The organism is Mesorhizobium sp. M2A.F.Ca.ET.039.01.1.1 (assembly GCF_003998035.1).
In the GTDB taxonomy this organism is placed as follows: Bacteria; Pseudomonadota; Alphaproteobacteria; order Rhizobiales; family Rhizobiaceae; genus Mesorhizobium.
Map to the genome: position 1 here is coordinate 1 of NZ_RZRY01001429.1, position 601 is coordinate 601.

The window sequence follows — 601 nt, forward strand, 5'->3', positions numbered from 1 at the left end:
GCCCGGCGCGGCTGATACGCCATGGCATCCGTGACGAATACAGCCTGATCGCGCCGCCGACGCATCTCTACAAGCACTACCGGCTGGACGCGGCGGGAATCGAGGCCCCCGCCCTCGAAGCGCTCGGCTGAACCAACGGACTGTTACAGCGCAGCACGGATTTCAGATGATCAATAACAACAACGCCACATCACTCATCGAGCGCGCCAACGCAGTAATGCCGGGCGGACTGCTCAGCCCGAGCCGCCGGCTCGGCGCGCCGCATGTCTTTGCCCGGGCGCAGGGTGCGTTTCTCCACCGACGTCGACGGACACCAGTATACCGACTACCATTGCGGCTTCGGCGCCAACGTGCTTGGCCATTGTCATCCGGCGGTGCACGAGCGCATCGCGGCAGTCTCCGAGGACATCGATCTTGTCGGCGCGGGAACAATGCGGCTCGAGATCGAGGTGAGCACCGCCCGTCCTTAGCCATGTTTCGCAACCGACTTACAGGATATAAGATCGTCTCATCCCCTATCCGTTGCCGATTCGGTGCGGCCCAACATTGCAGCGGTGATCCATGAACAAGATGCAGCCAATCGAGCAAGGCAGTCTGTCAG

1 protein-coding gene and 1 pseudogene are annotated in these 601 nt (G+C 61.9%); both read left to right on the top strand.

Annotation, left to right across the window (positions count from 1 at the left end):
* Positions 1-131 (top strand): annotated as a pseudogene (locus tag EOA24_RS43730) (transketolase); the annotation flags it as partial.
* 132 nt (positions 132-263) lie between these two features.
* Entirely contained in the window at positions 264-470 is a 207-nt protein-coding gene (locus EOA24_RS44015; protein ID WP_189354710.1) for a hypothetical protein, read from the top strand.
* The last annotated feature ends 131 nt before the right edge of the window (positions 471-601 follow it).

Excerpts from the sequence above, each read along its gene's own strand:
- EOA24_RS44015 (WP_189354710.1), top strand. The coding sequence starts at position 264 with ATGTCTTTGCCCGGGCGCAGGGTGCGTTTCTCCACCGACGTCGACGGA.